Genomic DNA, 22,854 nt, shown 5'->3' on the forward strand with positions numbered 1-22,854 from the left:
GTCAGCATGCGCTTACCAGACGCGCACGCGCTGGTCCGGCGGCAGGTACAGCGCCTGGCCCGGCTGCACGTCGAACGCCTTGTACCACGCGTCCAGGTTGCGCACGGTGGCCGTGCGGTAGCGCGGCGGGGCGTGGCCGTCCGTCAGGATGCCGCGCCGCTCGGCCGCCTCGCGCGACTTGGTGCGCCAGCTCTGCGCATAGCCGATGAAGAACTGGCGGTCGGTCTCTGCCGTCGCATTCTTGCCGGCGGCGGCGTGGTAGGCATCGTACGACGCTTCCAGGCCGGCCAGGTCGGCCAGGTTTTCGGACAAGGTCAACTGGCCGTTCACGGCGAGGTCCGGGTACGGTTTATACGCGTTGTACTGCTCGACGAGCTTGTGCGACGCGGCCTTGAAATGCTCCATGTCCTGCTTCGTCCACCAATCGCGCAGGCGGCCCTGGGCATCGAACTGGGAGCCCTGGTCGTCGAAGCTGTGGCTGATCTCGTGGCCGATGATGGCGCCGATCGCGCCGTAGTTGACCGCATCCGGCGCCTTCGGATCGAAGAACGGCGGTTGCAGGATCGCGGCCGGGAAGTTCAGCGCGTTCTGCAGCGGCAGGTTGACGGCATTCACGAGCTGCGGCGGCATCGACCATGCCGTGCGGTCCGGCTTCGCGTGCAGCTTCGCCAGTTCCTGGTCCGTGTGGAAGGCCTCGGCGCGCAGCGCATTGCCGAACGCATCCTTCGGCTCGACTTTCAGGCCGGCGTACGATTTCCACTTGTCCGGATAGCCGACGCCCACGTACAAGGTCTTGAGCTTTTCCTTGGCCTGGGCGCGGGTGGCCGGCGCCATCCAGTCGAGCTTGTCGATGCGCTTGCCGAACGCCGCCACGATGTTGGCGACCATCCGCTGCAGCTGCGCCTTGTTCTCGGCCGGGAAGTACTTGGCGACATAGAGCTTGCCGACGGCCTCGTCCATTGCACCGTTCGTGGCGCCCAGCGCCCGCTTCCACCGTGCGGGCAGCTGCGGCGTGCCGGACAGCGCCTTGCCGTAGAACGCGAAATGCTGGTCGACGAAGGCCTTCGGCAGCACGTTCGCCATGTGGTTGATGGCGTGGAAGGCAAGATAATCCTTCCACGTGGCCAGGTCGGCCTTGGCGACGAGGGCCGCCTCGCCCTTCACGGCGGACGGGTGCCAGACGGTGAACTTGTCCTGGTCGCCCAGATGCGCGGCCTTGAAGAACGCGTCCCAGTCGATGCCGGGCGCGTTGGCGGCGAAATCCTTGCGCGTCCACGTATTGTCGGCTTTCAGCACGTCGGCCGAATCGGCGCGGGTGCCGTGGGTGTTGGCGATGTCGACTTCGAGCGCGAAGATCTTCGCGGCGCGCGCGTCGGCGTCCGCATCCGTGGCGGCGTAGCCGGCGAGTTTCAGCATCGCGGCGATGTGCTTCTGGTACTGCGTGCGCAGGCCAGCCATGCGTTCGTTGTTTTCCAGATAATACGCGCGGTCCGGCATGCCCAGGCCGCCCTGCAGCAGATAAGGCCAGTTGTGCGCCGGGTCGTGCAGGCCGGGCGCCACCCACACGCCGAAGATGTGCTCGGTGGCAAAGTGGGTATTGTTCAGCGGGTCGACGTCCGCCCGGATCGACGCGCCCAGCGCGCGCACCAGGTCGGCCTTGTCCTTGATGGCGGCGATCTGCGCCAACTCCGGCGTCAAAGGGGCCGCGCCGCGCGCCTCGATCGCGGCTTCGTCCATGTAGGCGTTGAAGTAGTCGGCGACCTTGCGGGCGTCCGGTGCGGCCTTCTTGTCCTCGCTCACGCCGTCGATCAGCTTGACGATGCGCTGGTTGGTGTCTTCCGCCAGATTGTCCATCGCGCCCCAGCGGCTGCGGTCCTCGGGGATGGTGGTTTTGGCAAGCCAGTCCTTGTTGACCCAGGCAAAGAAATCGTCGCCCGGCCGCAGGGCGGCTTGGGCGGTCCCGGCGGTTGTCCCGGCCGTGGCGGCCGCGGGCGGGGTCTGCCCGGATGCACCCGCGCCCGTGGTAACGAGCGCGGCGCCGCACATCATCAGCGTGATGGCGGTCTTGATCGGCGTCCAGCTAATAGTCATGTTGTCCCTTTTTCTAGAGTTCATTGATCTCGTTGCCGCGCGCTGGCGATCCGGCGCGCGCCGCGAGCACTATAACGCGGCATGCCAAAAAAAATTTCAAAAAAATCTTTCGAGAACCCTAAAGTTCTCCAAAACGCTGCCGTAAAAGGCAGACAACCGGTAATCCGGCCGGTGTTTGCCGCAATGGTGGAGCGCAGTCATGACGTCCAACGAAGTCCTCGCAATGTATGAAAACATCGCCGCCCTGAGCAGCCGCATGACCGTGGCCGCGCGCGAAGGGGATTGGGACGGCCTCGCCCGCCTGGAAACGCAGTGCGCCCTGCAGGCCAGCGCGGCGAAAAGCGGCGTGCCCCCGCTGGCCGGCGTGGAGCGCAAGCGCAAGATCGACCTGCTCAAGCAGATCATGGCAAACGACCGCGCCGTGCGCGACATCACCGAACCCTGGATGGGCCAACTGGACCGCGCCCTGAGCCCCGCCCACTGATCTTCCCAAAGCGAAATTACCCGCCCCTTGGACTTGCCGTCCCAGGGGCGTTTTAATTTTTGCTTTCCGAATAAAAAAACCCGCGCAGCGACGTCGGTCGGCTGCGCGGGTTCCAGAATTGGGGAGAGCGAGCACCAGGCATCCCCTGGCGTCGCCTCTTGCCGGTTGCCTCCGGCGTCCACCTGCCACTGTCGGCAGGCGAACCGCTTCCGGGTTCAGGCGCTTCATCAGCGACCGCCCAACCCCGCGCCACACAATCGGTGGTGGCTGCGGCGGACCCTGAGCCGTTTTGTGATCTCTTGATCCGTGATCAAAACATCATCGAAACGCAGTATAACGCAAAAAACGGACTTGTGTAGACGACCGTGCCAAGATTTTGAACACGGGCCCGGCACTAGTCGATCGTCGGCTCGGCGCCCTCGTCCCGCGGCGCCCGGGTGCGCGACGCGAAGCGCGCCTTGAGCTTGTCGAACAATGCGGGCGCCGCTGCGTCGGGCGCCGTTGCGTCGGACGTCTCGGCGGCCGCGCCGCCCGCCCTGCGCCGGCGCACGACGACGGCCGCTCCCGCGCCGCCCAGCGCCAGCACGCCGATGGCGGCGCCGATCCAGCCCCACGGCAAGCCGTCGTCCGGCGGTGGCGGCGGCTTGTGCGGCAGGAGCGGCTTGATCGAGTGGATCGGACGCGGGCCGGCCGGCTTGACGGGCTTCGGCGGCGGCACGGCGATGGCAGCGGCGGCGGCCGGCGCGGCCGCGTCCGGTGCTACGGGCGGCTGGGCGGCAACGGGGGCGCCCAGCGACACCTGCAGCTTCTTCATCCGGTCCTCGACCTGGCCGAGCCGGGCGCGCAATTCGTCGTTCTTCGCGCCGAGCACCGCGCAAGCCTGGGCCTCGCCGGCCGGGATCGCGCAGGCCCGCGGATGGACGTCCGGGTGCGCCACCGGCAGCGCCGGCGCCTTGGCGACGGGCGCCGGACGCGGCCGCCGTACCGGCACGCGCGCGTGCATGTGCACGGGCAGCGGCGGCGCCGCGGCCCGCGCCCGTTCCACCTGGGCCAGCAGCGCCGCGTCGGTCACGGACGCGGGCACAGGGACGCGGGCCGGCACGGACCCGGCCGAGGGAACGACGACGGGACCGGGCTCGCGCGCGGGCGCGGGCGCCGGCGCCGGATTCGGATCGGGCGTCAGCCACAGCGTGGCCAGGCGCACGGCGCGCTGGCCCTTGTCGACGAGTTCCAGGTACAGGTGCACGTGGTCGGCATCGACGGCGCGCGGCGACGTCACGTGCAGGAACTGGCGGCCGTCGCGCCGCATCACGGACAAATGCAGCGTCGACAACACGGGCGGCACGGCGATGCCGGCGCCGTTGTAGACCTCCGGGCTGGCCACGCGCACCTGCACCGGGGTGGCGGCGTCGTCGAGCATCGTCAATTCGATGTCGGCCACGAGCGGCTGCCCGATGTGGGACACCACGCGCGGATCGCCCAGCTCGGCGCCATGGGCAAAACCGAGCGCGGCGAATGCGAGGCTGAAGAGGAAAAGGCGGGGACGGCGGGCCATGACGAGGATAAATGGGGGCTTCTGCATCGTTAACGGCCGTTGCGGTACACTCTTTAATTCCATTGTCAAACCAACAGGACGCTTCCATGGAAAACCGGATTGAAAAGGACAGCTTCGGCCCGATCGACGTGCCGAACGACCATCTGTGGGGCGCGCAGACCCAGCGCTCGCTGCATCACTTCCACATTTCCAGCGAAAAGATGCCGTCCGAACTGGTCGCCGCGCTGGCGCAGGTGAAGCGCGCGGCCGCCGCCGTCAACCGCTCGCTCGGCAAGCTGCCGCAGGACAAGGCCGACGCCATCATCCGCGCCGCCGACGAAGTGCTGGAGGGCCGCCATCCGTCCGAATTCCCGCTGTCCGTCTGGCAGACGGGTTCCGGCACCCAGAGCAATATGAACATGAACGAGGTGCTGGCCAACCGCGCGTCGGAATTGCTCGGCGGCGAGCGCGGCGAGGCGCGGCTGCTGCACCCGAACGACCACGTCAACATGGGGCAGTCGTCGAACGACATGTTCCCCACCGCGATGCACGTGGCGGCCGCGCAGGCCGTCGCCAAGGACGTCGTGCCGGCGCTCGCGAAGCTGCGCGGCACGCTGGAGGTGAAGGCGCGCGACTTCGCCGACATCGTCAAGATCGGCCGCACCCACCTGCAGGATGCGACGCCGCTCACGCTCGGCCAGGAGTTTTCCGGCTACGTGGCGCAGCTCGAATTCGCCGAACACGCGCTCAAGAACACCCTCCCCGGCCTGCTGCTGCTGGCCGCCGGCGGCACGGCGGTGGGCACGGGCCTGAACGCGCATCCGGAATTCGCCAACCGCATCGCGGCCGAGATCGGGTCGCGCACCGGCCTGCAATTCAAGTCGGCGCCGAACAAATTCATGGCGCTGGCCGGCCACGACGCGATGGTGCTGGCGCACGGCGCCTTCAAGACGCTGGCCACGGCCCTCATGAAGATCGCCAACGACGTGCGCTGGATGGCGTCCGGCCCCCGTTCCGGCCTGGGCGAGATCACCATACCGGAAAACGAGCCGGGCAGCTCGATCATGCCGGGCAAGGTGAACCCGACGCAGTGCGAGGCGCTGACGATGCTGTGCTGCCAGGTGTTCGGCAACGACGTCGCGATCACGGTGGGTGGTTCGCAGGGCAACTTCGAGCTGAACGTGTTCAAGCCGATGATCGCCCACAACTTCCTGCAGAGCGCGCGCCTGCTGGCCGACGGCATGCGTTCATTCGACGAGCATTGCGCCAGAGGCATCGAACCGAACCGCAAGCGCATCGGCGAGCTGATGGAGCAGTCGCTGATGCTGGTGACCGCGCTGGCGCCGCACATCGGGTATGATCGCGCCGCGCAGATCGCCAAGACGGCCCAGCACGACGGCCTGACCTTGCGCCAGGCGGCGCTGCAGTCGGGTTTCGTCGACGCGGCGCAGTTCGACCAGTGGATCGTGCCGATCGAGATGACGCGGCCGCATCCGGACTGAGCGCAGCACCGTCACGGTGTTGTCTAAACGAACACAACAGTACGACACCGTTTTTTAACCGAGGATAGAATGCAAACGACAACTTTTGAACTGACATCGGAGTTCATCGAGCTGAACCAGCTGCTCAAGCTGGTCGGCGTGGTGGACAGCGGCGGCGCCGGCAAGCACGTGGTGGCGAGCGGCGACGTGTCGGTCGATGGCAAGAAGGAACTGCGCAAGACGGCCAAGATCCGTGCTGGCCAGGTGGTGACGCTGGGGGATATCCGCATCGACGTGCGCTGAGGCGCATCGCGCGCGCCCCGGAGTCGCACGGGGCGAGCCGTCCCCGACGGTAGGGGTTGACGTTTGCGCGCTGACAAACTTGGGCAGTCCTCCTTCTCTATATTGAAGTCGTAACATTCGGCTAAAGGTGAGGACGATGGAAACCCCAGAACCAAGCTCCATGACGCAGCAGCGCTTGATCGGCGACCTGCGTCTCGTCATCGAAAACGCGGAAGAATTGCTCAAGAATACCGATCACTACACCGGTGTCGTGTACCAGAACGCCCGCGCCAAGCTGGCGGTGGCGCTCAACGCTGCCAACGAGGAACTGGCCCGCTTCGAGGAGGAACAGCTGAACCGGATGATGGAAGCGACGCGTGCGGCGAACGAACTGCACCACGACACGACCGGGGAAGCACGCATCCTGCGCGCCTTCTACCACTGACAGCGCGGCGCCACCTCCTCCGGCGCCGCGTTCCCGCCCTTCCGCCTCACCCGCCTCCTTCACGCTCCGTTTCCGTTACGATCGCCGTCACGATGCGGCCCTCGAGCCAGCGCCGCAGGTGCGCGGCCACGTCGAAATCCCCGTCCACATCGAAGGCCGCGTCGAGCGCGGCGCCGAACGTGCCGCCGCGCGCCAGGCACGCCAGCGCCGCATAGTCCGCCGCGCCGACGGCATCGACTCGCACGTCGAAACGGGGACGCAGCACGAGCGCGTGCGTAGCGGCCCGCAGCGCGTCGGGAAAGTCCGGGCCGCCGTCCTGGTGCGCATGCCACAGCGCCGCCGTGGCCCAGGGCGACGCATGCAGCCGCAGCGCCGGATGCAGCACGGCGCGCGCCGTCTCGAACGCGTCCGGCGCGAGGCCGGCCAGGGTCGCAGGCGGACCGTCCGCATCCGGCGCGAACCACGCCTCGTGCACGGCCCATTCGAGGCGCGCGACGTCGGGCAGGTACGGATGGCCGGCGGCCGGCGCGAAGCCGGCGAGGAACGCCGGCAGCGCGGCGCCGAAGCGGTTCAGGTCCGGGTCGAGCGCCGGATGCGCGCGGCCATAGACGCCGGCCAGCGCGTCGAAGAAATCGTCGCCCACGAGCCGGCGCAGCACGGGATACGCGGACGACAAGGCGCGGCTCCAGTGCGCCGCCAGGTTGCCGCGATAGATGCCGAACCTGCGCGGATCGCCCTTCAGCAGCGGCGCCAGCGCGGCGTCGCGCGTGCGCTCGAACAGCGCGGCGCCGAACGCTTGCTGGACGGCGTCCAGGCCCGGCGCCGGTGCCCGATCGATGGGCGCGGCGACTGCGGGAAGGAACACGGCCGGCCTCGCTTCGGCCGCGATGCGGTCGGCCCGCGCCGCCTCGTCCAGCAGCACGTCGAGCGCGGGCAGGTCCGTATCCCACTCGACGAGCGTGGGCACGGCGCCGAAACGCGCCAGCGCCGCGCGATACAGATCCCACACGGGCGGCGCGACGGCAGCGCCGTGATGGTCGATGAGGCAGTCGTCGGTGACGAGGTGGCCGCCCAGGTGGATCTCGCCCACGGCGCCCGGCGGCAGCGCGGCGATGGCCGCATGCGGATCCTCGCCGTGGTTGTGCGCGTTGACGTACAGGTTGTTCACGTCCAGCAGCACGCCGCAGCCGGTGCGGCGCGCGAGTTCGGCGAGGAATTCGGCTTCGCTCATCGCGTCGCCCGCGAAGCGCACATAGGTGGAGACGTTTTCGACGAGGATGGCGCGCCCGAGCCGCTCCTGCACGCGCTGGACGCGCGCGGCGACGAGGCCGAGTGCCGCCTGGTCAAGCTGGACGGGCAGCAAATCGTTCAGCTGGCGGTCGCGCAGCGCGCCCCAGCTGAGGTGTTCGGACACGAGGGCCGGCTCGATCGCCCGCACGAGCGCGGCGACGCGGTCGAGGTGCCCGTCGGAAAAACCATGCACGGAACCGAGGCCGAGGCCGACGCCGTGCAGGCTGACGGGATAGTCGCACCTGACCGCGCGCAACACGTGCCAGTCCCAGCCCGCGCGCACAAGAAAGTTTTCCGTGTGGACCTCGACCCAGCCGACGCCGGGCTTGCGGTCGAGGAATGCGCGGTAATGGGGCGCCCGCAGGCCGATGCCGGCGCCGTGCGCGGGCCGGTCAGCGGCGGCCATGATGGCGCTTATCGATGGCGCTTATCGATGGCGCTTACTTGTCCTGCTTGGGCGGAACGAGCTTGCCGCCCGCTTTTTCGCAGGTGCCCTTGGGGACGTATTTCCACTCGCCCGGATCCTTGTCGGCCGCGGCCAGGCCGGCGCAGCCGTGGGCGGCCGAGCCGCAGTCGTTCTGGCCGGCCTTGGCGATGCCGTAGCATTTTTCCTGGTTGTCGGCCTGGGCATCCGCCTGGCCGGCGGCCGTCGCCTGGGCGGCGCAGACGCTCGCGAGCGCGGCGGCGATGAGGGCTTGTCGTTTGTTCATCGGGGATCTCCAAATACCGGTGCGTACCTGCACCGCGGCAAGCATTTTATCGCGGGAAGCGTGTCATGAGGGGAAAGTACGCGGGCGGGGGCGGCCGTTGTCTGCTGCGCGGACGCCGGTGCCGGCTGCGCAGCCCGTTGGTGGCGGCTGAGCGGAATGGTTTGTGTGGCCGCCCCCGTCGCGCCAGGTACTGGGCGGATAACGCGGGGCGCGGCAATTCCGTTGACGCGGGCGCGGATTCAGGCCGTCGTGTTGATGTGGTTGCCCAGGTGCGACGGCAGGTTCGGCGACGGCGCGGCCGCCTGCACGGCTTCCAGCATCTGGGTGGCTTGCGCGGCCTGGATGTCCTGCGACTTCTTCAGCACGGCGACGGCGACGTCCTGGCGGGTGCCGGTGTCGGCGATGCTGGTGGCAAGCTTGGCGATACCTAAGGCGTCCATGATGCGCTCCTGGTGATGGGTCCACGGGTCGACAGGTCGACGGGCCGGCCGGCGCGCGGGGTTCGCCCGCACGGCCGGTCATCTCCTTTAACGGCAGAACGCGGCCGGACTTTAGGCCGGCAGGCGATTAAAATTTCTGATCCAGGTCAGCACGGCATCGGGGTCGAGCAAATCGATCCATGCCACGTGCGGCGCCAGCCCGTCCGGCCGCGCCATGCTGGACGCGACGGCCACGACGTGGGGATCGCCCGGGAACAGCGGCGGCTTGCCCACTTCCGGCCGGTACACCTCCAGCTTGGGCAAGGCTTCCCATTTATAGCCTTCCACCAGCGTCAGGTCGGCCGGGGCCAGGCGCGCCAGATGGTCGGCCAGCGACGGTTCGGCCGCCCCGCGCAGTTCGCGCATGATGGCCACGCGGTACGGCGACGCGATCATCACCTCGGCCGCGCCGGCCGCGCGCATGCGGGCGCTGTCCTTGTGCGGCGGCTCCAGCAGCACGTCGTGGTGGCTGTGCTTGACGACGTTGACGCGCAGCCCGGACGCCGCCAGCCGGCCCACGACGTATTCCAGCAGCGTCGTCTTGCCGCAGCCGGACCAGCCGACGACGCCCATCACGGGGCCGCGGGCGGGATCAATACGGGACACGGAAGCGGGTCCCGCGGTAATTCATGACGGCGGCCTTGGGCAGCAGCTTTTCCAGCACGAGGCCGGGCGCCACCTCCTCGCCTTCGTGGCGCAGGGCCTTGTCGACGATCAGCAGGCGGTCGGATGGATTCGACGAATACATATAGCCGCCGAACGTCACGTGCGGGATGTCGCGCCGGCGGGCCTCCGGCAACTGTTGCAGGAAAGGCAGGCTGTCCTCCGGCGCCGATTTGGCGGTGACCGGCGCGGGTGCGGCCGGCGCGGATGCGGCCGGCGCCGGAGCGGCCGGTGCCGCCGGAACCGGCCGGGGCGGCGCCTGACGGGCGGCCACGCGCGCGTGCACGGGTTCGGGCGCGCGCTCGGGCGCGGGCGGCGGCGCGGGCGGCGCGGTAATGGCCAGCGTTTGCGGCGCGGGCTGCTCCGGCGCCGGCGCGGGCACAGGCACGGGCGCCTGGCGCCACATGAACAGCGCGCCCGCCGCCACGACGGCGGCGCCGGCGCCGAGGCCGACGAGCAGCGGCCTGCGGTTCGCCGCCATCCCGGCCGGCGCCGTGGGCACGGCCTGCGGCGCGTGGATCGTCGGCGCGCTGCCGAGCTGGCGTTCGGCCTGGGCCTTCTTCAACGCTTCGAGGATGTAGGACATATCACTTTCCCGTGGCCGCCAGCAGGTGCGGCTCGTCGACGCCGGCGAGCTGGTTCAGGCGCATATAGGTGCGCGGACCGGCCAGGCCGTCCGCCTTGAGGTTCTGCTTCAGCTGGAAGGCGCGCAGCAGGCGGCGCGTCGGTTCGTCCAGGACCTGGCCGCGCGGCGGCGCCGCGTGCTTGCCGCCCAGCTCCGCCAGGCGGGCGGCGATCCAGTCGACGTCCGGTCCGCTGTCGCCGGGCCCGACCTGGTCGCGGAAACCGCGCGGCACCTTCCACAACGTCGTGTATTCGCCGTCGATGCGGGTCGCCAGCAGCGCGAGATTCACGGTGTGGCGCCGGCCGTCGATGGTGAGCGTGGCGCTGTCGTCGTCCAGGCCGGTCAGCACGGCGTAGCCGACCCTGGCGCCGTCGTGCAGCGCGACGATGGCCGGCCGGTCGAGCAGGCGCAGTTCGTACAGGCCGCCGCGGCCCTGGTAGCAGCGCAGGCCGAGGCGCGGCGCGCCGTCGCACGGCGCGGTGGCGGGCAGTTGCCGGCCCCACAGCGCGCCCAGTTCGCGCAGCGCGTCGTTCTGCGTGGACAGCGCCAGCGGTTTGGCCGTCGCGGCGGCCGCATGCGCCGGCGCGGCCGCCCGCGCCTTCACGGGCAGGGGCGCCGGCGTGTGCGGCACGGCCTGCCAGGCGGCCGCGCTGATGGCGGCACAAGCCAGCACGCTGCCGGCCACGAGCGGCCAGCGCCGCGCCACGCGCGGCGCCGCGGCTGCTGCGGACCCGTCGCCGACGAAGACCTCGCGGGCCGCGCGGCGCAGGATCTTGGGCGTCACTTCGCGGCTGTTCTCGACGTAGGCGCCGAGCAGCGCGCGGTCGCACAACAGGTTGATCCGGCGCGGCACGCCGTCCGTCAGGCGGTGGATCAGCGGCGCCAGCGCGGCCGGCACCGGCGCCGCGCCCTGCTCGCCCGCGACGGCCAGCCGGTGCGCCACGTATGCGCCCGTCTCCGCGGCGGACAAGGGTCCCAGGTGGTAGCGGGCGATCACGCGCTGGGCCAGCTGCTCCAGCTCCGGCCGTGCGAGCATCGTGCGCAGTTCCGGCTGGCCGATGAGGATGATCTGCAGCAGCTTGCGCTCGCTCGTCTCGAGGTTCGTCAGCAGCCGCAACTGCTCCAGCACCTGGGCCGACAGGTTCTGCGCCTCGTCGATCACCAGCACGTTGTTATGGCTGCGCGCATGGCTTTCGAGCAGATAGGCGTTGATCGCATCGATGAAGGACTTCACCCCGGCTTTCGCGCCAGCCCCGGACGGGACGTCGATGCGGAATTCGTCGCAGATCGTCTGCAGCAGCTCTTCGACCGTCAGCTTGGGATTGAAGATATAGGCCAGGCGGCAGTCGTCCGGCACCTGCTCGATGAAGCAGCGGCACACGGTCGTCTTGCCGGCGCCGATCTCGCCGGTGAGCAGCACGAAGCCGCCGCCGCTGCCTATCCCGTACAGCAGGTGCGCGAGCGCCTCGCGGTGGCGTTCGCTCATGAACAGGTAACGCGGGTCGGGCGCGATCGAGAACGGCGCCTGCTTCAGATGAAAGTAATTTGTGTACATACCCAAGGCTTACCGGCGCGGCGGCAGCGGTTTGAACTTCGCGCAGTATATTTTGCTTTTGGCATTGTAGTAAGCGATCGTGCTGCCGGGGATGGATACGCGCAAAGGGTAAGGCGACGTGTCGGCCGCCAGGTGGCGCACGCCGGCCGCCTTGCGGATGTCCTGTTCCAGTTCGTCCGGCGGCACTTCCGCGACGGCGCCCACGAACACCCATTCGCTCGTGTCGTCGCTGACCATGACTTCCGTCACGGGCGCGCCCCACAGGGTCGTCTCGCCCGTGCGGAACCAGTACGCGCCGCCTTCGTGCTTGTAGGCGGGGCCGAAATGGGTCTGGAGCCAGGAATAGAAATACGCGTTGTCGAGATGGTCGTGACACAGCAGCGCCGCGCCGATGACGGGGGCGAACGTGGACGGCTGCTTGTCCTGCGTCTGTCCGTGCGCCGTCCCCGCGAACACGACCGCCAGCAGCATCGCCCAGCGGCGCAACGCGGTCACAGCTTGGACAGCCAGGCGCGGTTGGCGGCGATCTTCGCCTTCACCGAGGCCGGCAGCGCTTCGTAACAGCCCGGATGCTGCTTGAGCGCGTGCTCGCGCACTTCCTTTTCCAGGCCGTTGACGATGAATACATAAACGGAGGCACCTTCCGCATTCTTGCGGGTCCCCATGTAGCGAATCACCATGATCTCCTTGACGTGCACCCATTATGACATTCGGCCTCCGTTCCTACCACGGCCGGGTCGCAGCCGTGCGTCGGGATGGGGTGCTCGTCAGGGCCGGCGGGCACCGTCGTTGCGCTCGAGCCACATTCGCGGGCGCCTTCGTGGACAAACTGTCATGGTTTTCCGCGGCCGTCCATCCCCGGTTTTGCGCGGCCTGTCCCCCGTTTTCGCGCATTCGTCGAAAGGCGGCTGCGCCGGGCGCTGGCTTGTCGTATCGTCCAGACTCCCGACGCCGCCGCACGACCACGACACCACCATGAACGACACCAGGAAACTCACCGTCCTCGCCGCCGCGCTCGCGGCCGGCGCCATCGCCACGATGTCCGCCTCGTCCGCCCGGCCGCAGGATGCGCCCGCCGGCGCCGCCACCGAACAGCGTCCCGTCACGGCATTTTCCGCGATCGAGCTGGCGGGCCCCTACCACGTCGTCATCGACGCGCAGGCCAAGCCGGCGCTCGAATTGACGGGCGAACGCAAGCAGCTCGCCGAGGTCGAGACCGTCGTGCAGGGCGACACGCTCGTCGTGCGTCCCGTGCCTCGGCATGGCTTCTTCTTCAATTTCGGCAAGCGCCGCGAGACGGTCACCGTGCGCATCGGTGCCGGCGCCCTCAAGCGCCTGACGGTGGCCGGCAGCGGCGACGTCGACATCGACCACATCGACGGCGACCGCTTCACGCTGGCCGGCAACGGCCCCGGCGACATCCATGCGGGCGGCGCCGTGCGCCAGCTGACCGTCACGAGCAGCGGCAGCGGCGACCTGGACCTGCGTCGCCTGAAAGCGGCCGACGTCGATCTCGCGTTGAACGGCCCGGGCGACGTCCAACTGGCCGACGTCGGCAATGCCCTGGCCGTGCAGCAGGGCGGCTCCGGCGACCTGGTGGCGGACGGCCTGCGCACGGCCAAGGTGACGGCGCGCATGCGCGGTCCGGGGGACGTCAAGCTGTCCGGCACCAGCCGCGAGCTGGACCTGGAGATGTCGGGCTCGGGCGACTTCGAAGGCTGCGGCCTCAAGGTCGACGGCGGCGCGCGCTCCGTGCAGCGCGGGCCGGGCAATGCCTGCATCGCGGGCACGCTGCGCACATTCGACGGCGAAGTGGACGGCTCGGGCGAGCTGACCGTGCACGGCCTGCAGGCCGTGTCGGCGCGGCTGCGCATGAACGGTCCGGGCGACGTCCGCATCGACGGCAACGTGGCGCAGGTCGACGCGCAGCTCGCGGGATCGGGCAGCCTCGATGGCCGCGGCCTGACGGCGGGCCACGCGGACATCGTCGTGCACGGTCCCGGCACCGCGTCCGTGCACGTCGCCGGACCAGGCCGCGCGGACGCGCAGACCGCGGGCCGCGGCCAGCTGCTGTTCGTGGACCGCCGCGGTTCGCACATGTCGCGCTGACACGGGAGCCGCATCATGCCGTCCGTGTTCGCCCGCCTGAAACGCCGCTTCGCGCCGGCACTCGCTCCCGCCATCCGCGTGGACGCGGACGGCTTTTCCGCCTCGGACACGGTCGTGCCGTGGGACGACGTGAGCCGCGTGCTGGCCCATGCGGACGACGGCGGCCTGCGCATCGAAGTGCGCGCCGCGCATCTCGAGGACGCCGTCGTACTGGCCGAGACGCAGCCCGGCTTCGACGCCTTCGTGCGCATGGCCGACCGGCACCTGACGTTCCCGCTCGCGTGGTGGGAAGGGCTGCCGCGCGCGCGCCGCGTGGTGCTGTTCGAGGCCGCGCTGCGCGAAGTCCCGCTTGCCGATCCGCGTCCCGCGGCGCGCACCGCCCACGGCTGAACACGGGGTCCTTGTGCTAAGGTAGCGGCGCCGCCCACGACACGCCAAGGATCACCATGACGTCATTTTCCGCGCGCCTCGCGTCGCTTTGCGGGGCACTGGCCTGCGCCGGTCTCGCGCTCGCGCAGCCGGCGCCGACGTATCCCGCCCTGCCCTCCGAGACCCCGGCCGAATACACGCCGCCCAACGCCGGCTTCAACTACGTCAAGCGCACGGTGATGATCCCGATGCGCGACGGCACGAAGCTCAACACCATCATCATCGTGCCGAAGGGCGCGCACGACGCCCCGATCCTCCTCACGCGCACGCCCTACGACGCGGCCAGCCTCGTGAACCACGCCGACAGTTCCGACCTGGAGACGATCCTGACGGGCTACGACAACGCGGCCGACGTCATCGCCGGGGAAGGCTATATCCGCGTCGTGCAGGACGTGCGCGGCAAGTACGGCTCGGAAGGCGACTACGTGATGAACCGCCCGCTGCACGGTCCGCTGAACCCGACGCCCGTCGACCACTCGACCGACACCTGGGACACGATCGAATGGCTGACGAAGAACGTGCCGGAGACGAACGGCCGCGTGGGCATCATCGGCATTTCCTACGACGGCTTCCTGCCGCTGATGGCGCTCGTGAATCCGCATCCGGCGCTGAAGGTCGCCGTGCCGATGAACCCGATGGTGGACGGCTGGACCGGCGACGACTGGTTCCACAACGGCGCCTTCCGGCAGATCAATATGTCGTACATCCTCGAACAGGTCGTCACGCGCGCCAACACGGCCAAGTGGCCCGTCACGAACTACGACGACTACGACATGTACATGCGGGCCGGTTCGGCGGGCGCGCTGGGCCGCGAACGGGGCCTGGAACAGAGCGGCTTCTGGAACAAGGTCGTCGCGCACCCGGCCTACGACGACTTCTGGCGCCTGCAGGCGGTGGACAAGATCCTCGCGCGCCAGGACGTCACGGTGCCGACCCTGCTCGTGCACAGCCTGTGGGACGCGGAAGACATCTACGGCGCCATCGCCGTGTGGAAGGCGATCAAGCCGCACGACGCGCACGGCCTGGTGTTCCTGTCGCTGGGCCCGTGGTCGCACGGCGGCGCCATCGGCGACGGCAGCACGCTCGGGTCCCTGAAGTTCGGCAGCGACACCGCGCTGTACTGGCGCCAGCAGGTGCTGAAACCGTTCCTCGCGCGCTACCTGAAGGGCGACGCATCCGTGCCCGCCATCCCCACCGTGACCGCGTTCGAGACGGGCACGAACACATGGCGCAACCTGGCCGCGTGGCCCAGCGGCTGCAACGCCGGGTGCGCCATCGAACCCGCGGTGCTGCGCCTGGCCGCCGGCCGGAAGGCGGTGCTGGGCGGCGCGGCCGACGCGAAAGGGTATGACGAATACGTGTCCGATCCCGCGAAACCCGTGCCGTTCCGCCAGCGCCCGATCCCGCCGTACGGCTACGACGAGACGAAAGGCCAGACGTGGCCGCGCTGGCTCGTCGACGACCAGCGCGAGGCGTCCGGCCGCACGGACGTGGCGACCTTCACGTCCGACGTGCTGACGGCGCCGGTGAAGATCAGCGGCGAGCCCGTCGCCCACCTCGTCGCCTCGACGAGCGGCACGGACGCCGACTGGGTCGTCAAGCTGATCGACGTGTACCCGGACCAGGTGGGATCGCAACCGGCCATGGGCGGCTACCAGCTGATGATCGCGGGCGACATCTTGCGCGGCCGCTACCGCACGAGCCTGGCCACGCCGAAGCCGCTGGCGCCGAACAAGCCGCTTGACTACCGCTTCGGCCTGCCGACCGCGAACCACGTGTTCCTGCCCGGCCACCGCATCATGGTGCAGGTGCAGTCGAGCTGGTTCCCGCTGTACGACCGCAATCCGCAGACCTTCGTGCCCAACATCTTCTTCGCCCAGCCGGAGGACTACAAAAAGGCCACGCAGCGCATCTACCACAGCAGCTGGATCGAATTGCCGCTCGTCCGGGCCGCGCGCTGACGGCGCGCGCGCGGAACCTGTAGAATCATATTTTTTCGAAGAAATCCTCTCAGATACTTCGCTTTTTCAAGATTCGTCATTGCCCTATCCTTCGCCTTGACAACGGCCGGTCCGGCCGCGATTCTTGTTATCGATGAGAGATACGACCATGAAACGAATCCTGCTTTTCCTCGCCACCAACCTCGCCATCATGCTCGTGCTGGGCGTCACGGCGAGCCTGCTCGGGGTCGACCGGTACCTGACGGCCAAGGGCCTGAATCTGTCCGCCCTGCTCGTCTTCGCCGGCCTGCTGGGCTTCGGCGGCGCTTTCATATCGCTGTGGCTATCGAAGCCGATCGCCAAATGGACGACCGGCGCGCGCGTGATCGAACAGCCGGCCAACCCCACCGAGCGCTGGCTGCTCGACACGGTCGCGAACCAGGCCCGCAAGGCCGGCATCCCGATGCCGGAAGTGGCCGTCTACGAAGGCGCGCCGAACGCGTTCGCGACGGGCGCGACGAAGAACGCTTCGCTCGTCGCCGTGTCGACGGGACTGCTGCAGTCGATGACGCACGATGAAGTGGAAGCCGTGCTGGCGCACGAAGTGGCGCACGTGGCGAACGGCGACATGGTGACGCTCACGCTGATCCAGGGCGTGGTGAACACGTTCGTGATCTTCCTGGCGCGCGTCGTCGCGTATGCCGTCGACCAGTTCCTGCGCCGCGACGGCGAGGAACGCGGCCCCGGCATCGCGTTCACGATCACCTCGGTCGTGTGCGACCTGCTGTTCGGCCTCGTCGCGAGCGTCATCGTCGCCTGGTTCTCGCGCAAGCGCGAATACCGGGCCGACCGCGGCGCCGCGCAGATCATGGGCACGCCCCGTCCGATGATCGCCGCGCTCCGGCGCCTGGGCGGCATCGGCCATGCCGACCTGCCCAAGAGCCTGGCCGCATCGGGCATCGCGGGCGGCGGCGTGCTGGCCCTGTTCAGCAGCCATCCCTCGTGCGAGGACCGCATCGCGGCCTTGCAGCGCGCATGACGGACCGGCGCACACTCCGCTTCGCGGCGCCGGCGCTGTTCGCGCTGGCGCTGGCCGTCCTGCTGCAGCACTTCCTCGGCGCGCTGGCCTGGGCCGGCCTGCTCGCCGTCATCACCTGGCCCGGGCACGTGCGCCTGCAGGCGCGCGGCTGGCCGCCGGCCGCCAGCGCGGCAATCCTCGTCGGCCTCCTGATCCTCGGTTTCGTGGCGCCGTCGCTGGTGCTCGTGAACACCCTCAGCGGCGAACTGGCCGGCGTCCAGCGCCTGCTCGCGCGCGCGAACGAGACGGGCCTGCCCGCCCCCGCGTGGCTCGCGCAGCTGCCGCTCGTGGCCGAACATGCGATCGAATGGTGGAACGAACACCTCGCGCAGCCCGGCGGCCTGAATCGCCTGGTCGGCAACGCGGCCGGCGACTTCGCCCCGCACCTGACGGGCGCCGCGCGCCTGTGGGGCGGGGCGGTCCTCGCCAACGCCCTCTACCTGTTCCTCGCCCTGCTCACGCTGTTCGTGCTCTACCTGCACGGCCCCGCCGCCATCCGCCACGTCGACAACGCGGGCCGGCGCCTGCTGCCGCGCCAATATCCGATGCTGCGCCGCGTGTTCCCGCTGTCCGTGCGCGGCACGGCGCTGGGACTCGTATCCGTCGCCATCCTCGAAGGCTGCGTGCTCGGCGTCGCCTACGCCATCGCGGGCGCGCCGGCGCCGGCGCTGCTGGCCGTGTTCACGGGCTACCTCGCTCTCGTGCCCGGCGGCGCGCCGCTGTCGTTCACGCTCGTCTCGCTGCTGCTGCTGGGCCAGGGCCATTCCGGCGCGGCGCTCGGCCTGTTCTGCTGGGGCGCGTTCGAGCTGTTCATGGTCGACAAATTCATCCGCCCGAAACTCATCGGCCGGCGCGTCAACCTGCCGTTCCTCGCCGTGCTGTTCGGCCTCCTCGGCGGCGTGTCGACGCTCGGCGTCATCGGCCTGTTCGTCGGGCCGTTCATGATGGCGATCCTGTTCGAATGGCTGCGCGGGGACGATGGCGACAATACCGCATCCAATACCAATTTTACGCAGATCACGGCACTCTCCGGCAGAGAGAACGAGACCAATCCGCCGGCCTCCGGGCGACGCGACAATACCACTTAAATACCTGTTGACAAGCCTATCCGTGCTGCCTATAGTGCCCTGACCTTTCCGGCACAGCATTCACCATGATCGACTATCTCATCGGCGTCGACGGCGGCGGCACCGGCACCCGCGTGCGCATCGCACGGTGCGCGCCCGGCGGCGCCACCGAACTGGCGCAGGGCGCCAGCGGCCCATCCGGCCTGGGCCTCGGCATCGCCCGCGCCTGGACGGCCGTCCAGGACGCCGTCGCCCAGGGCTTCGCCGCCGCCGGCATCGCGCAACCACCTCTTGCGAGCATGGCCATCGGCCTCGGCCTCGCCGGCGTGCACAACCGCCAGTGGGCGCAAGAATTCATGGACGCGGATCCCGGCTACGCCGCGCTGCGCCTCGAAACGGACGCGTTCACGACCTTGATGGGCGCGCACGGCGGCCGGCCCGGCGCCATCGTCGCCATCGGCACGGGCAGCGTGGGCGAAGTGCTGCTGCCCGACGGCACCCGGCGCGAGGTCGGCGGCTGGGGCTTCCCCGCCGGCGACGAAGCGAGCGGCGGCTGGATCGGCCTCGCCGCCATCAACCACATCGAACAGGTGCTGGACGGGCGCCGGCCGGGGAGCGGCTTCGCCGCCGCCGTCATCGACGCCTGCGGCGGCAACCGCGCCGCCATCCAGGTCTGGCTCGGCCAGGCCACGCAAACGACGTACGCGTCGCTGGCGCCGCTCGTCCTGCAGCACGCGGACGACCCGGCCGCGCGCGCCATCCTGGCGAAGGCCGGCGAGGAAGCGGCCGCGATCGCCCGCGCGCTCGACCCGGACGGCCACCTCCCGCTCGCCCTGTGCGGCGGCCTCGGCGCCGCGCTGCGCGACTGGCTCCCGGGCGCGCTCGCGGACCGCGCCCGCGCGCCCGAAGGCGATTCCGCGCGCGGCGCGCTGCGCATGATCGAGCTGCACCTGGCAGCGGCATGAAAGGACTCCCCATGCAAGGCAATATCCTGACCCCGGACGGCTGGATCCGCGGCCGCATCCGCGTCGACGCCGGCGCCGCGACGATCGCCGCCATCGAAGGCGAGACGGCCGATCCGTCCGCCAACGGCGACGACTACATCCTGCCCGGCTTCATCGACCTGCACGTGCACGGCGGCGCGGGACGCGACGTGATGGAAGGCGGCGACGCCCCGCACGTGATCGCCCGCCTGCACGCGCGGCACGGCACCACGAGCCTGCTGGCCACGACGATGACGGCGCCGCTCGCCGACATCGACCGCGCGCTCGCCGCCGTCGGCAGCGCCTGCGAGCAGCGCGGCAAAGGCGAGGCGCGCATCCTCGGCGTGCACCTGGAGGGCCCGTACATCAATTCGGGCAAGCTGGGCGCGCAGCCGCCGTTCGCGCGCGCGGCGACGATGGAAGAAGTCGAGCGCCTCAATGCGCAGGCGCCGCTGCGCCTGATCACCGTCGCGCCCGAGATCGACGGCCACCTGGCGCTCGTGCGCCGGATGGCGGACGCCGGCATCCGCGTGCAGATCGGCCACACGAGCGGCAACTACGACGACGGCGTGCGCGCGCTGGAACACGGCGCGGCCGGCTTCACGCACCTGTTCAACGCGATGCCGGGCCTGCACCACCGCGATCCCGGCATGGTGGGCGCGGCGCTCGCGCATGCGCAGTACGCCGAGATCATCCCGGACCTGCTGCACGTGCATCCGGGCGCGATCCGCACCGCGCTGCGCTGCATCCCGAACCTGTACTGCGTGACGGATTCCACGGCCGCCGCCGGCATGCCGGACGGCGAGTACATGCTGGGCCGCCAGGTCGTCCACAAATGCATGGGCGGCGTGCGCCTCGCGGACGGCACCCTGGCCGGCAGCACGCTGACGATGGACCAGGCGCTGCGCAACCTGGTGTCGATCGGCCTCGATCTCGCGGACGCCGCCCGCCGCGTGTCGACCAACGCCGCCGACTACCTGGGCGAGACGCGCCGCGGCCGCATCGCGCCGGGCTGCTTCGCCGACCTGGTCGTCCTCGACCGCGACCTGAACCTGAAAACCGTTTATATCGAAGGAGAAGCGTGTGACCTCGCTGATGCTTGAAGAAGCCGTGTCCGCGGCCGACTGCGTCGCCCAGCAGTTGTCGAACGACGCCGAGCGCTACGCCGCGCTGGGCCATCACCTGCGCAGCGCCTCCTTCCAGAACGCGGTGACGGTGGCGCGCGGCAGTTCGGACCACGCGTCCGGCTACCTGGCCTACCTGATCATGGCGCGCATGGGGCGCCTCGTGACGTCGCTGCCGATGTCGCTCCTCACCTTGTACAAGGCGCCGCTGCAGGCGGCCGGCACGCTTGCCGTCTCGATCTCGCAATCGGGCCAGAGCCCGGACGTCGTCGAACCGATCCGCTACTTCCGCGCCGGCGGCGCGACGACGGTGGCCCTCGTGAACGACATCGATTCGCCGCTCGCCCATGCGGCGCAATGGGCGCTGCCGCTGCGCGCCGGGCAGGAACGGAGCGTGGCCGCGACGAAGAGCTTCATCGCCAGCCTGACGGCCGGCGCGCGCCTCGTGGCCGAGTGGCAGCAGGACGACGAACTGAAAGCGGGCCTCGCCGCGCTGCCGGACGCGCTGCGCCGGGCGGCGCGGACCGACTGGTCGGCCGCGCTGGACGTGCTGGCTCCGGCGCGCAACATCATGGTCGTGGGCCGCGGCATCAGCTTCCCCATCGCGCTGGAGGCGGCCCTGAAATTCAAGGAGACGTCCGCGCTGCAGGCCGAGGCCTTTTCCGGCGCCGAGATCAAGCACGGCCCGATGGCGCTGATCGACGAGGGCTATCCCCTGCTGATCTTCGCCACGCGCGGCCCGGCGCAGGCAGGCCTCGTCGCGCTGGCCGACGAGATGCGCGGCCGCGGCGCGCGCGTGCTGCTCGCGGCGCCCGCGGACGTGCCGTCGCGCGACCTCGACCTGCCCGTGTCGGACTGCCCGGACCTCGACCCCATCGTCGCCATCGAAGCGTTCTACGTGATGGCCGCGCACCTGGCGCAAGCGCGCGGGCTCGATCCGGACAAGCCGCGCCACCTGAACAAAGTCACTAAAACACACTGAGCCGCCCTGATGCACACGAACGATTTGCGCCAACTGGCCGGCCGCCTGATCATGATCCGGCTGTCCGGCACCGAGCTCGACGCCGACACGACCGCATTCATCCGCGCGCACCGCATCCGCGGCGTGTGCCTGTTCCGCCAGAACATGACGGACGCCGCGCAGCTGACGCGCTTTACGGGCGCTTTGCGCGATGCGATGGGCGCCGACGCGCTGATCGCGCTCGACCAGGAAGGCGGCGCCGTCGTGCGCGCGCTGTGGGTGCCGCCGCCGCCGTCCGCGATGGCGCTGGGCGCGGCCGGCGATGCGGACCTCGCGCGCGACGTGGGCGCGGCCGTGGCGCGCGCGATCCGCGCCATGGGCTTCAACTGGAACTTCGCGCCGGTGCTGGACCTGAACAACAATCCGCAAAATCCCGTCATCGCCGAGCGCTCGTTCGGGGCCGATCCTCAGCAGGCGACGGCGCTCGCACTCGCGTGGATGGCGGGCAGCGAAAGCGAAGGCGTGGCCTGCTGCGTGAAGCACTTCCCCGGCCACGGCGACACGCACGTCGACTCGCACCGCGACCTGCCCACGGTCGACAAGCCCTTGTCCGAACTGGCGCGCTTCGAATTCGCGCCGTTCCGCGCGGCCGCACCGCACGCGCCGGCCGTGATGACGGCACACATCGTCTACCCGTCCCTCGACGCGGACAATCCGGCGACGATGTCGCGCGCGATCCTCACCGATCTGCTGCGCACGCAATGGGGTTACGAAGGCGTGATCATCACGGACGGCATGGACATGCACGCGATCGCGCACCGCTACGCCGCCGGCGAGGCCGCCGTGAACGCGCTGCTGGCCGGCGCCGACATGGTGATGGCCATCGGCAGCCGCGCCGACCAGCAGGAGACCATAGCCGCCATCGCGGCCGCCATCGCCGACGGCCGCCTGCCGCTTGCCGACGTGCACGCGCGCCTGGCCCGTCTCGACCGCCTCGCATGCGCGCATCCGGCAGGCAGCGTGCCGTACACGACGGAGGATGCGGACCGCGCGCTGATGGCGCAGGCGTGGCGGCGGGCGCTCACGGCGCGCGGCAATCCGCATCGTCCCGCACCACGGGCCAAGGTGCGGCTCGTGGCGCGCCAGGACGTCGTCAGCGACGGCGTGTCGGAAGCGGGCGTGCCCGCCGGCGCCGTCGCGGCGATGCTGGGGCGGTTGTTCGACGTCGACCTCGTCACGTTCGCGGACGCGGAACGCTTCGACTGGTCCGCCCTGCCGGCCGACGGCCGCTTCACGATCCTGGCGTCGACCTCGCGCCGGCGCTACGGTCCGCACGCCCGCGCCACGTGGACGCCGGACCTGCACCTGGCGCTGTGGAACCCGTACCAGGCCCTCGACTTCGCGGCGCCGGCCCTGATGACGTATGGCTTCGCGCCGCCCGCGCTGGACGCCGTGCGGGCCTGGCTGGCCGGCGAGATCGACGCCGAGGGCCGCTGCCCGGTGCCCGGCTTTTGACGGCACGAG

23 protein-coding genes are annotated in these 22,854 nt (G+C 69.9%); 13 read left to right on the plus strand and 10 right to left on the minus strand.

What is annotated here, in order from left to right; all coding sequences use genetic code 11:
* Positions 1-12 precede the first annotated feature (12 nt).
* A complete protein-coding gene (locus ISF28_RS17240) occupies positions 13-2,091 on the minus strand; it encodes a M13 family metallopeptidase (protein WP_198118404.1) in 2,079 nt (692 codons plus the stop codon).
* 199 nt (positions 2,092-2,290) lie between these two features.
* Here ISF28_RS17240 and ISF28_RS17245 point away from each other — a divergent pair, with 199 nt between their 5' ends.
* A complete protein-coding gene (locus tag ISF28_RS17245; RefSeq protein WP_198118405.1) occupies positions 2,291-2,575 on the plus strand; it encodes a flagellar protein FliT in 285 nt (94 codons plus the stop codon).
* A gap of 394 nt (positions 2,576-2,969) precedes the next feature.
* Here ISF28_RS17245 and ISF28_RS17250 read toward each other — a convergent pair whose 3' ends face one another.
* Positions 2,970-4,157 carry a type IV pilus assembly protein FimV gene (locus ISF28_RS17250; protein WP_198118406.1) on the minus strand — a complete coding sequence of 396 codons (1,188 nt, stop codon included), beginning with the start codon at positions 4,155-4,157 and terminating at the stop codon, positions 2,970-2,972.
* A gap of 59 nt (positions 4,158-4,216) precedes the next feature.
* On the opposite strand from ISF28_RS17250, the gene fumC reads away from it, so the two are divergent.
* The 3 genes from fumC (at position 4,217) to ISF28_RS17265 (ending at position 6,317) form a co-directional block, all read left to right on the plus strand.
* Positions 4,217-5,611, plus strand: coding sequence for a class II fumarate hydratase (fumC, locus tag ISF28_RS17255; RefSeq protein WP_198118407.1), 1,395 nt, complete (start codon positions 4,217-4,219; stop codon positions 5,609-5,611).
* A gap of 69 nt (positions 5,612-5,680) precedes the next feature.
* Complete coding sequence (locus ISF28_RS17260) at positions 5,681-5,893, plus strand: RNA-binding S4 domain-containing protein (RefSeq protein ID WP_075796591.1); 213 nt, start codon at positions 5,681-5,683, stop codon at positions 5,891-5,893.
* Between the two features lie 136 nt (positions 5,894-6,029).
* Positions 6,030-6,317, plus strand: coding sequence for a DUF883 domain-containing protein (locus ISF28_RS17265; protein ID WP_198118408.1), 288 nt, complete (start codon positions 6,030-6,032; stop codon positions 6,315-6,317).
* A 46-nt stretch (positions 6,318-6,363) separates the two neighbouring features.
* On the opposite strand, the gene bufB is transcribed toward ISF28_RS17265, so the two are convergent.
* The 8 genes from bufB to ISF28_RS17305 form a co-directional block, all read right to left on the minus strand.
* Positions 6,364-8,013, minus strand: a complete 1,650-nt coding sequence (gene bufB, locus ISF28_RS17270) for an MNIO family bufferin maturase (protein WP_198118409.1) — start codon at positions 8,011-8,013, stop codon at positions 6,364-6,366.
* A 34-nt stretch (positions 8,014-8,047) separates the two neighbouring features.
* Positions 8,048-8,317 carry a BufA1 family periplasmic bufferin-type metallophore gene (locus ISF28_RS17275; protein WP_198118410.1) on the minus strand — a complete coding sequence of 90 codons (270 nt, stop codon included), beginning with the start codon at positions 8,315-8,317 and terminating at the stop codon, positions 8,048-8,050.
* Between the two features lie 239 nt (positions 8,318-8,556).
* Positions 8,557-8,757 (minus strand): YjfB family protein, encoded by a 201-nt coding sequence (locus ISF28_RS17280; RefSeq protein WP_198118411.1) that lies wholly within the window; start codon positions 8,755-8,757, stop codon positions 8,557-8,559.
* Positions 8,758-8,868: 111 nt separating this feature from the next.
* Positions 8,869-9,369 carry a molybdopterin-guanine dinucleotide biosynthesis protein B gene (gene mobB, locus ISF28_RS17285; protein ID WP_198118469.1) on the minus strand — a complete coding sequence of 167 codons (501 nt, stop codon included), beginning with the start codon at positions 9,367-9,369 and terminating at the stop codon, positions 8,869-8,871.
* 19 nt (positions 9,370-9,388) lie between these two features.
* Positions 9,389-10,045 carry a general secretion pathway protein GspB gene (locus ISF28_RS17290; RefSeq protein ID WP_198118412.1) on the minus strand — a complete coding sequence of 219 codons (657 nt, stop codon included), beginning with the start codon at positions 10,043-10,045 and terminating at the stop codon, positions 9,389-9,391.
* Position 10,046: 1 nt separating this feature from the next.
* Positions 10,047-11,639 (minus strand): ExeA family protein, encoded by a 1,593-nt coding sequence (locus ISF28_RS17295; RefSeq protein WP_198118413.1) that lies wholly within the window; start codon positions 11,637-11,639, stop codon positions 10,047-10,049.
* Between the two features lie 9 nt (positions 11,640-11,648).
* Positions 11,649-12,134 carry a hypothetical protein gene (locus tag ISF28_RS17300; RefSeq protein ID WP_370663456.1) on the minus strand — a complete coding sequence of 162 codons (486 nt, stop codon included), beginning with the start codon at positions 12,132-12,134 and terminating at the stop codon, positions 11,649-11,651.
* On the minus strand, positions 12,131-12,319 hold the full coding sequence (locus ISF28_RS17305; RefSeq protein WP_229519159.1) for a hypothetical protein: 189 nt from the start codon (positions 12,317-12,319) through the stop codon (positions 12,131-12,133). Before ISF28_RS17305 ends, ISF28_RS17300 begins: the two co-directional genes overlap by 4 nt.
* A 295-nt stretch (positions 12,320-12,614) precedes the next feature.
* Here ISF28_RS17305 and ISF28_RS17310 point away from each other — a divergent pair, with 295 nt between their 5' ends.
* The 9 genes from ISF28_RS17310 (at position 12,615) to nagZ (ending at position 22,845) form a co-directional block, all read left to right on the plus strand.
* Positions 12,615-13,748: a GIN domain-containing protein gene (locus ISF28_RS17310; protein ID WP_198118414.1), complete on the plus strand. Its 1,134-nt coding sequence runs from the start codon at positions 12,615-12,617 to the stop codon at positions 13,746-13,748.
* Between the two features lie 15 nt (positions 13,749-13,763).
* Entirely contained in the window at positions 13,764-14,138 is a 375-nt protein-coding gene (locus tag ISF28_RS17315; RefSeq protein ID WP_198118415.1) for a hypothetical protein, read from the plus strand.
* A 56-nt stretch (positions 14,139-14,194) separates the two neighbouring features.
* The gene (locus ISF28_RS17320) at positions 14,195-16,138 is read left to right on the plus strand and encodes a CocE/NonD family hydrolase (RefSeq protein ID WP_198118416.1); all 1,944 of its coding nucleotides are present in this window, start codon (positions 14,195-14,197) and stop codon (positions 16,136-16,138) included.
* Positions 16,139-16,286: 148 nt separating this feature from the next.
* The gene (gene htpX / locus ISF28_RS17325; protein WP_198118417.1) at positions 16,287-17,156 is read left to right on the plus strand and encodes a protease HtpX; all 870 of its coding nucleotides are present in this window, start codon (positions 16,287-16,289) and stop codon (positions 17,154-17,156) included.
* Positions 17,153-18,283, plus strand: coding sequence for an AI-2E family transporter (locus ISF28_RS17330; protein WP_198118418.1), 1,131 nt, complete (start codon positions 17,153-17,155; stop codon positions 18,281-18,283). The genes htpX and ISF28_RS17330 overlap by 4 nt, the downstream gene beginning before the upstream one ends.
* Before the next feature lie 65 nt (positions 18,284-18,348).
* Positions 18,349-19,227, plus strand: a complete 879-nt coding sequence (locus ISF28_RS17335; protein WP_198118419.1) for a glucosamine kinase nucleotide-binding domain-containing protein — start codon at positions 18,349-18,351, stop codon at positions 19,225-19,227.
* 11 nt (positions 19,228-19,238) lie between these two features.
* Complete coding sequence (gene nagA, locus ISF28_RS17340; protein WP_229519160.1) at positions 19,239-20,348, plus strand: N-acetylglucosamine-6-phosphate deacetylase; 1,110 nt, start codon at positions 19,239-19,241, stop codon at positions 20,346-20,348.
* On the plus strand, positions 20,341-21,351 hold the full coding sequence (locus ISF28_RS17345) for an SIS domain-containing protein (RefSeq protein ID WP_198118472.1): 1,011 nt from the start codon (positions 20,341-20,343) through the stop codon (positions 21,349-21,351). Before nagA ends, ISF28_RS17345 begins: the two co-directional genes overlap by 8 nt.
* A gap of 9 nt (positions 21,352-21,360) precedes the next feature.
* Positions 21,361-22,845, plus strand: coding sequence for a beta-N-acetylhexosaminidase (gene nagZ, locus ISF28_RS17350; RefSeq protein WP_198118421.1), 1,485 nt, complete (start codon positions 21,361-21,363; stop codon positions 22,843-22,845).
* Positions 22,846-22,854 lie beyond the last annotated feature (9 nt).

It is taken from the genome of Massilia rhizosphaerae (genome assembly GCF_016093545.1).
GTDB lineage: Bacteria > Pseudomonadota > Gammaproteobacteria > Burkholderiales > Burkholderiaceae_D > Telluria > Telluria rhizosphaerae.